Genomic DNA, 9,588 nt, shown 5'->3' with positions numbered 1-9,588 from the left:
GCTCGCGCCCGCCAGCATGCCGCCGGCGGTCGCCGCGCTCGCCAAACGCGCCGAGCAGCAACGCCAGAGCGGCGACGCCGGTGGTGCGGCGGCCACGCTCGAGCGCGCACTGCGCATCCAACCCCAGGAGGCCTACCTCTGGAACCGCCTCGCGCGGGTGCGCCTCGAGCAGGGCATGAGCGAGTCGGCCTCGAAGCTCGCCACGCGCTCCAACACCCTCACCGGCGATCAACCCGCGCTCAAGCGCAACAACTGGGAGATCATCGCCACCGCGCGGCGCCAGGCCGGCGATCTCCAAGGCGCGCTCGAGGCCGAGCGCAAGGCCGGCGGCGGCTGAGTGCCCATGCCAACGCCACCGGCCGTGATCCAGGCACTTGCCGCCGACGGGCCGCTCGCCGAGCGGCTGCCTCACTTCCATCCGCGCGCGCAGCAGCAAGACATGGCCGCGCGGGTGGCGGAGCGACTCGCCGCCGGCGGCACCCTCATCTGCGAGGCCGGCACCGGCACCGGCAAGACCTTCGCCTATCTGGTGCCGGCCCTGCTCAGCGGGCGTAAGATCGTCATCTCCACCGGCACCCGCAACCTGCAGGATCAGCTCTTCCAGCGCGACATCCCGCTGATCCGCGAGGCGTTGGCTGTGCCCATCGAGGTCGCCCTGCTGAAGGGACGCGGCAATTACCTCTGCCGCTATCGGCTCGCGCTCGCCCTCGAGGAACCGACACGCTATCGCCCCGAAGTGCGCCAGCATCTGCAGCAGGTGCGCGACTGGAGCAGCTATACCCAGCAGGGCGACATCGCCGAACTGGCGATCCCGGAAGATGATCCGGTCTGGCCCGCCGTGACCTCGACCGCCGATAATTGCCTCGGCCAAGAGTGCCCGGTGTTCAGCGACTGTCATCTGCTCGAGGCGCGCCGGCGCGCGCAGGCGGCCGAGCTGGTGGTGGTCAACCACCATCTGCTCTGCGCCGATCTGGCGCTGCGCGACGAGGGCTTCGGCGAGGTCTTGCCGGAGGCCGAGGGCTTCATCATCGATGAGGCCCATCAGCTGCCCGAGGTCGCCGCCAGCTTCTTCGGGCTCTCGCTGAGCGCGCGCCAACTGATCGAACTCGCGCGCGATATCGAAGCCACCGACCGCAGCGATGCGGGAGATCTCCCCGAATTGCCACTCGCCTGCCACGGCCTGCGCCAGTGCGTCGCCGAGCTGCGCCTGAGCCTGACCCAAGCGCTCGGCGCCCAGGACCGTCGCGGCCCCTGGCAGGAGATCGCCAACGCCAGCCTGGTGATGCGGGCGATCGACGAGCTGGGCGTCGCCCTCGATCAGCTCACCGCCGCGCTGGCGCCGATCGCCGAGCGCTCGCGCGGGCTCGAGCAGCTGACCGCACGGGCCCGGGCGACGCGCGCCCGGCTCGACAACCTGCTCGCCGACGAGTGCCGCGCTGAGCCGCATCAGGTGCGCTGGTTCGACCTGCAAGGGAGCGGCTTTCGCTTCCATCAGACCCCGCTCGATGTCTCCGAGGTGTTCCGCGAGCAACGCAAGCGCCATCCAGCGGCCTGGATCTTCACCTCGGCGACGCTCGCGGTCGGCGACTCATTCGCGCATTTCGCCAGCCGCGTCGGTTGCGAGGAGGCCGAGACCGCGCAATGGGAGAGTCCCTTCGATTACCCGCGCCAGGCCCTGCTCTATTGCCCGACGGCGATGCCCGAACCCTCCCAGCCGGACTACGCGACCCGCGTGGTTGAGGTCGCGCGCGAGGTCATCGCGCTCAGCCGTGGCCGCGCCTTTTTGCTCTTCACCAGCCATCGGGCGCTGCGCACGGTGGCCAGCGAGCTGGCCTCCCAGCGCGAGTACCCGCTGCTGGTGCAAGGCAGCGCGCCACGCGGCGAGCTGATCGAGCGCTTTCGCCAGCTCGGCAACGCCGTGCTGCTCGGCACCTCGAGCTTTTGGGAGGGAGTCGATGTGCGCGGCGAGGCGCTCTCCTGCGTGCTCATCGACAAGCTGCCGTTCAGCTCGCCGGCCGATCCCATCCTGCAGGCCCGCGCCGAGGCACTGAAGCGCCAGGGCGGCAACCCGTTTCGGGATTTCCAGCTCCCGCAAGCGGTGATCGCCCTCAAACAGGGCACCGGCCGGCTCATCCGCGATCCCCAGGATCGGGGGGTGCTCGTGGTCTGCGACCCGCGCCTGCGCAGCCGCAGCTATGGCCGGGTCTTCCTCGACAGTCTGCCGCCGATGCGCCGCACGGATGCGCTGGATGATCTCGCCGCCTTCTTCGCGCCTGCGTGACGGCGACCTGGTTGCCGAGCGAGAGACCCTCAGCCCGGCCCCTGGACCAGCGCCAGCATCTGCTCGTAACTGAGCTTGCCGCCATCGTCGGCGCCGCTGAGCAGCCCATCGGCGAGATCGCGCTTGCTCGCGTGCAGCTTGAGGATGCGCTCCTCGATGGTGTCCTTGGCCACCAGCCGGTAGACGGTGACCGGGCGCTCCTGACCGATGCGATGCGCGCGATCCGAGGCCTGATCCTCGACCGCCGGGTTCCACCAGGGGTCCATGTGGATCACATAGTCGGCGGCGGTGAGATTCAGCCCGGAACCCCCCGCGCGCAGGCTGATCAGGAACAGCTCGCCCTCTCCGGCCTGAAACGCCTCCACCGCCGCACGCCGCTGCGGCTCCGGGGTCGAGCCATCCAGATACTGATACGGGATCTGGCGCCGATCCAGATGTTCACGGATCAGGCTCAGGTGATCGACGAACTGACTGAACACCAGCGCCTTGTGGCGATTGTCGAGCAGCTCGTCGACGATCTCGGCGAAGGCCTCGAGCTTGGCACTCGGCAGGTCGGTGTCCGGCAGCGCCAGGCGCGGATGGCAGCAAGCGCGGCGCAGGCGCATGATCTCGGCGAGCAGCAGCAGCCGCTTGTGGCCGGGCGCGGCCTTGCGGCCCTCGCTGTCGAGGCGCTCCATGGCCTCGCGCCGCAGCGCTTCGTAGAGCGCCATCTCGCCGGCACTGAGTTCGAGCTGCAGATCGATCTCGGTGCGCGGCGGCAGCTCGGCGAGCACCTCGCTCTTCAGGCGTCGCAGGATGAAGGGCTTGAGCAGTTGACGCAGGCGCTGGCGGGCGCCCTGATCCTTGTCCTGCTCGATCGGGATCGCGAAGTGCTGATTGAAGCGCTGCAAGGAACCGAGCAGCCCCGGATTGATGAAGCGGAACAGGTTCCACAGCTCGCCGAGATGGTTCTCGATCGGGGTGCCGGTGGTGATCATGCGAAAGCCGCCCTTGAGCGCCATGATCGCCTGCGAGCGCTTGGTCATCGCGTTCTTGAACGCTTGCGCCTCGTCGGCGACGATGGTCTGCCAGGCGACCTGACTCAGGCGTTCGCGCTCACTTTGCAGCAACCCGTAGCTGCAGACCACCAGATCGAACGGACCGGCCTCCTCCAGCATGGTGCCGCGCTCGCCGTCACCGAAGCGCAGCGGGCGCAGGGTGGGGGCGAAGCGCCGCGCCTCGTCCAGCCAGTTACCGCAGACCGAGGTCGGCGCCAGCACCAGCGTCGGCCCATGCGGGGCGCGTGAGAGGATCAGCGCCAGCGCCTGCAGGGTCTTGCCCAGGCCCATGTCATCGGCGAGACAGGCCCCGGCGCCCCAATGCGCGAGCCGCGCCAGCCAACGGAAGCCCTCGAGCTGATAGTCGCGCAGCTCGGCCTGCAGCGTCGAGGGCCGTTCGGGCTCGAAGGCGTCGATCTGGGCCAGGCGCGCGAGCAGGCCTTGCCATTCCTGACTGGCCTCGACCTGCATGCCATCGATCAGCTCGTGCACCGCCGATGCCGCCAGCGGATGGAAACGCCCATCGTCGATGAGACCGGCCAGCCCCTGCAGCCGCCGTCGCAAGGCGCTGCTGAGGACCAGGAAATCGCCCTCGCCGAGGCGCACATAGCGCCCCTGCGCGGCTGCGGCGCGCTCGATCAGCTCGCGCATCGCCAGCACCCGGCCATCGTCGAGGCGCAGACCACCGGCGACATCGAACCAATCGCCTTGCTGGCGCACCTTCACCTGCAGACGGCTCAGGCCCAGTTCCTCGCTCAGCGCGATGCGCCGACCCTGCGGCCAGTCCAGTTGCACCTGATCGCCGAGCGCGTGCAATTGCTCCAACGCGGCGAGCGCCTCGGCCGGGTCCGGCAGCTCCCAGGTCCAGTCCCGGTCCTCGCCCGCCGAATCCCCGTCCAAACTCTCGTGGTCGGCCAGCACCGGACAGCTCGCGAGCACGGCGGCGGCAGCCTGTCGCTCCGCCTCCAGATCGCGGGTGCAGCGCAGAGGACGGCCATCACGCTCGCTGAACAGGCTGACGCGCCCTGCGCCGGGACGCAGCTGCGGACCGGCCTCGCCAAAGGGATGGATGAAGAGTTCGAGCCGCAGCCCCTCCTCCACCGGTGAGAGATGCAGGTGCGGGCGCGCATCGGCGGCGACCGCCTCGAGCGCCGTCTCTGCCCCGCCGATATCCGAGTGCACACTGAGCATCGGGGCCAGCGCGCTCAGGCTGCTGAGCAGACTCTGTTCGCCCGCGTGCGGAATCGCCAGTCCCTCAGGCCCCAGGATGCGGGCGATCTCGAGATGACCGGCGTCGAATTGGATCACGCGCAGCCGCTGCGGGGTTTCCTGCTGTGGCAGCAACGCGCGCCCGGGCGGCGGATAGGGCTCGAGGCTGACCAGCAGATCCCGCTCACGCCGGACCACGCTCAACACCGGCGCGCCCCGCACCAGCGCGACCGGCGTCTCGGGCGCATGGGAACGGATCACCAGCGGATGGCCGAGCGCGGCGATCAACGCCCGATCCGGCTCCAGGCTGAAGCTGGCGCGACCATAACCGCCGTACCAGCCAACTTGCTGCTCGCGCGTGATGGTCTCGCAGATGGCGCGATCCTGCGCACTGAGATAGGGAAAGCGCTCGGGCTCCTCGGCCAAGCGTTGCAGCGAGACGGCGCGCCCCTGAGTCCAGGCGCCGCGTTTGGTGCGCTTCTGCTCGCGCGGCTCGAGCACGGCCAGATCGTCATGGACGGTCAGCAGCCAGGCCATGCGGCGATCCTCATCCTGCCGCTGCCCGACCCGGTCGGCGCTCGTCTCGCGCTGCTCGGCCAGGCCTTTTAGCGCCTCCAAGGCGATCTCCCAAGTCGGTTTGGGAGCCAGCAGATCGGTGAGCAGGACCCGTTGGCCGGGTGGCTCGGCATGGCTGAGTTGCTCCACGCGGCTCGACTGCTCGCCATCGACACCGAGCCGCGCCAGCAGGGCCGTCGCCTCGCGCGCATACCAATCCAGGCCCGCGCTCGCGGCCTGCTCGGCACTGCGCGCCAATGCGCTCAAGGCCTCCGCCGAGGGCCGTTGCCCGAGCCAGCGCAGGGCCAAGGCTTGGAACAGCGCCGGAAAGGGGCCGCGCGGCGCCAGGTTATGCAGCAGCCAGGCGCTCTCGGCAACGCGGCTGTGGCCACCCAGCACGGCGGCCAGATCATCGAGCAGCCGGTACACCGGCTCGAGCAGATCGGTGACACTGGCCTTGAGGCAGATCGCGACCAATTGGCGCACGCGCTCCAGATCCCCCGGCTCGCCGCGCTGCAGCAAGGCCAGCAAATGCAGCACACCGGGGATGCCCGGGACATAGACGTTGCGCTTGCGCGTGCGACGCCGCACCTGCTGGAGGGCGCCCTCGTAGGCCTCGATGGCATCGGCATAGGCGCCGCGCAGCATGGAGCGCCAGGCGCTCAGGATCAGCGCTTGGGGGTCGTCGCGCCCGACGAGCAGCTCGGCGACCCGGTCGCTCTGCCCGCGCAACAAGCGTTGCTCGGCGAGCGCGTCGGCCGCCTCCGGGTCGGTCGCCGCCAGCGGCCCGAGCAGACGTTCCATCAGCTGGTACGAACTCGGCCGGGCGTTGAGCTCGAGCGCGGCCTCGCGCAGCATCGGCGCCAGCGCCAGGAGCTTGAGCCGCGCCGGCAGGGTCTCGAGCCACGCCGGGTCGGCCGAGCGCGTGCAGATGGTCGCCAACGGTTCGACCTGCCGATAGCGCACCTGCGCCAGGGACTCGACGCCGTGCAGCATGAGCATCTTCAGCACCTCGTCCTCGCGTCCGGTATAGACGGCGATGCGCAACAGCCGGAAGCGGCGCTCCTCGCTCGGACGATCCCAGGCGTTGCGCATCGCGCTCGGCACCACCTGCTCGGCGGCGGCGACGATGGTCGCGAAGCTACCGTCGGCCAGCGTCTCGCGGGTGAGCGGCTCGAGCAGGTCTGGATGACAGACGAGAGTGTTGCGCCGCTGCTCGATCACGCCCGCCTCGAGCAGCCGATCGCGCAGCAGCTTGCCTAGCCGCGCCTTGAGCGGGATGCCGCGCCGGTCCTTCCAACCCAAGGCGTCGAGCACGAGCCCGAGCGTGGTTTGGCTGATCGGCTCGCAAACCACCGACAGCACGCGCAGCATGCGGCGCTCGTCGGCGATGAGCGCCTGATAGGCGGCACGCTGATCGGTCATGGCCGGGACTGGGTCGGTGAACGCCGAGCGCGAGAGGGTGAGAAGCGGATGACGAGCATGGTCGGGGTTCTTCGCCGCGCAAAAACCGCCATGGTACAGTTTCCGCGTTCATCGTCCACTCGGCAGTTTGCTTTTAAGGTATGAAGCTGCTCGACAACACCAACAGCCTGCTTGGCGACGACCTCAAGCTCAAGAGCGGCCGCGAAAATGACGCATGGTGTTACTCCGTGGGGTTATTCGACACCGAGCATATAGGCCACATCCAGCTCGATGGCCTCGAACGGCGGAATCCGGGCGCTGACCTCGTCAGAGGGGCATTCGCGCGCTTCGTAGGCAACGCTGACCTCGTGGCGATCCACCAGGCGCCGTGACCTGAGGGATGGTCAAATGGTCCCAGCTCACGCGAGGCGCGATTCTGCACTATCCCATGCTGAAACCTCGCCATCGGCGGGCGAACGATCTCGCCGTCGATCAGCTCAACGCGCTCGTCATTGGACATGAACAAATCATCGATCGTCTTGAGCTTACGGGCTTCCATCGGTCATGTATCTCAGGGCAGCCTGTTTGATCATCGGCGCCAGCCGATTGTCGCAAGACCTCGCCTGTTCGACCAGACATGTCCTACCAGACCGGCGCCACCTGACCATCCCGACCAAGACAGAGCACAGCGCGGCCGCAGCGTCCGTCATCCGCTCGCAGCTTCTCGATCGGCGCCGTCTTGCCATGCTCGACCAAGGCGCGCAGCTCGGCCTCGCTGAGCGGGTGTCCGGCGATGACCTGCCAGATCACGAAATCGCAGCCCTCGCGCCAACGCGAGCAGCCATAGCCGCGCCGCCCGACGATGAGCTGGCCTTGACTACACTTTGGACAGCGCAGTGGCCTCAGCTGCAAAGCTGTACGGATCTCGGCGAGCGGCGCTGACAACGCGTTCGCCGCGTCCGCTCGCGGCTGCGGTGGCACAGGCAAACTGGCACGCCCGCGCGCACCCGTCTCGGAGGCGCGAACGCGTTGCTGTTGGCGACCCCCAGAATGCACTCGGCGTCCCGCCCTGCCGTCATCAGAAAAGGCCTTCTTGCGCGGACGACCGGCGCTGGCTGTCCCACGCGCGGCCCGCGCGGCCGCCACCTGCTCAGGCGGCAGCGCCGCACCTCGCGCCACCTGCGGAATCAGCTCGGTGACGAAGCGATTGATATCCGCACGAAAGACAGCCGCCTCGGCGCGTCCTTCCTCGATATCCTTCAGTTGCTGCTCCCAGCCGGCGGTCAGCTCGGCGCTCTTCAGCGGCCCGGCGACCAGGCCGATCAGCGCCCGCCCCTTCTCGGTCGCCACCAGCTGCTTGCGCTGTCGCTCCACATAGCCGGTGCGGATCAGCTTCTCGATGGTCTCGGCGCGCGTCGCCGGTGTGCCGAGCCCAGCACCCTTCATCGCCGCGGCCAGGGCCTTGTCCTCGATCTCTCGGCCGGCATACTTCATCGCGTTGAGCAGGGTCGAATCTTCGAACCGCTTGGGCGGCTGGGTCTCGCGCTCGGCCAGCTCCAAGGCAGCGACATGAACAGAGTGTCCGCGCGTCAGGGCCGGCAGTAAGGCGGCGTCGTCAAGACCGGATGGACCGCCCGGCTTGCTCGCCGCGTGCCCGAGCTGGCGCGGATCGGCGCGCGTCCAGCCGGGATCGGTGACGACTCGCCCCTTGGCGATGAAGGTCTCACCGCCGATATCGAGCTGGACTTCGGTCTCATCGACGCGCTGATCAGGCAGGAACACGGCGACGAAGCGTGCAGCCACCAGGTCATAGATACGCCGCAGCGGCTCGGGCAGCGCGGCTGGCGGCCGCGTCGCGGTGGGCAGGATGGCGTGATGGTCGGTCAGCTTGGTCTGATCGACATAGGCGCGTCCGAGTCGATGCCCACCCTCCAATCGCGCCAGTGCTTCACCTGCAAGGGGATGATCGAGCTGCTGCAGGATACCGGGTAGCTGCGGCACCAGATCCTCGCCGATGTGGCGGCTCTCGGTGCGCGGATAGCTGATCAGCTTGTGCGTCTCATAGAGGCTCTGCGCCAGTTCCAGGGTCTTGGCGGCGGTGAAGCCATAGCGCCGGTTGGCCTCGCGTTGCAGCGTGGTGAGATCGAACAACGGCGGTGGGCGGTTGCGCTGCGGCTTGGTCTCGATCGACACCACCTGGCCGAGGTTGTCGGGGCGAATGCACTCGCGCAGTCGATCGCGCAATGCCTCGGCCTCGCCCTTGTTGTCGAGCCGAGTCGGATGCTCATGCTCGCCCGCAACAGCATCGGGGGTTTGGCTGAGCGCACCGCCAGACGCCCTGCACGACGGCTGATCGGCTGCCGACTGCGTGCGTGATTCTCTGCTCTTGGTGCTTCGCTGCGGGCGCAGCGGCTTGTGATACTTGGCCTCGAAGCCCTCGGCTAGTCGTGCGATCAGCTCGTAGAACGGCGTCGGCACGAAGGCATCGATGGCCTGATCGCGGGCGACGATCATCGCCAGGGTCGGCGTTTGCACCCGGCCGATGGTGCAGAGCACGCGGTTGTGGACGGTATAGGCGCGAGTCAGGTTCATGCCGATCAGCCAGTCGGCCTGGGCTCGGGCGCGCGCAGCGGCGGCCAGCGCGTCATAGTCATGGCCGTCGCGCAGTTGCTGAAGACCGGCGCGAATCGCCGCATCGGTCAGGCTCGAGATCCAGAGCCGCTGCACCGGCTTGCGACAGCGCGCATGCTCGGCGATGAGACGAAAGATCAGCTCGCCCTCGCGCCCGGCATCGGTCGCGCAGATCACCCGCTCGGTCGCGGCGTCGGTCAGCAGCGCCTTGACGATCTTGAATTGCGCTGCGGTCTTCTTGTCAGTGCGCAACCGCCAGCGCTCCGGCAGCATCGGCAGTTGCGCGAACGACCAGCGCCCGGCCCAGGCCTCACCATAGGCATCCGGCTCGGCAAGATGCACCAAATGGCCGAGCGCCCAGGTCACGCGCCAGCCTTGGCCCTCCAGGTAGCCCTCGCGCCGAGCACGCGCACCGACGATGCGTGCGAGATCGCGCGCGACGCTCGGCTTTTCGGCGACGATGACGCGCAT

Annotated in this window: 5 protein-coding genes; 3 read left to right on the top strand and 2 right to left on the bottom strand. The window is 68.6% G+C overall.

What is annotated here, in order from left to right:
* The coding region (locus tag CCR82_RS05635; RefSeq protein WP_201244424.1) for a tetratricopeptide repeat protein at nt 1-337 on the top strand (337 nt) is incomplete at its 5' end.
* Between the two features lie 6 nt (nt 338-343).
* A complete protein-coding gene (gene yoaA, locus CCR82_RS05630) occupies nt 344-2,281 on the top strand; it encodes a DNA repair helicase YoaA (RefSeq protein WP_201244423.1) in 1,938 nt (645 codons plus the stop codon).
* 29 nt (nt 2,282-2,310) lie between these two features.
* Here the strand turns inward: yoaA and CCR82_RS05625 are convergent, their stop codons facing one another.
* On the bottom strand, nt 2,311-6,507 hold the full coding sequence (locus CCR82_RS05625) for a DEAD/DEAH box helicase (RefSeq protein WP_201244422.1): 4,197 nt from the start codon (nt 6,505-6,507) through the stop codon (nt 2,311-2,313).
* A gap of 140 nt (nt 6,508-6,647) precedes the next feature.
* Here CCR82_RS05625 and CCR82_RS05620 point away from each other — a divergent pair, with 140 nt between their 5' ends.
* Nucleotides 6,648-6,878 carry a hypothetical protein gene (locus CCR82_RS05620; protein WP_201244421.1) on the top strand — a complete coding sequence of 77 codons (231 nt, stop codon included), beginning with the start codon at nt 6,648-6,650 and terminating at the stop codon, nt 6,876-6,878.
* A gap of 250 nt (nt 6,879-7,128) precedes the next feature.
* Here the strand turns inward: CCR82_RS05620 and CCR82_RS05615 are convergent, their stop codons facing one another.
* On the bottom strand, nt 7,129-9,588 hold the full coding sequence (locus CCR82_RS05615; protein WP_201244420.1) for a type IA DNA topoisomerase: 2,460 nt from the start codon (nt 9,586-9,588) through the stop codon (nt 7,129-7,131).

Origin of the sequence: Halochromatium salexigens (assembly GCF_016653295.1) — a bacterium.
Lineage (GTDB): Bacteria > Pseudomonadota > Gammaproteobacteria > Chromatiales > Chromatiaceae > Lamprobacter > Lamprobacter salexigens.
The sequence above is the reverse complement of the archived record's forward strand: the minus strand, read 5'-3'. Positions and strand labels throughout refer to the sequence as shown.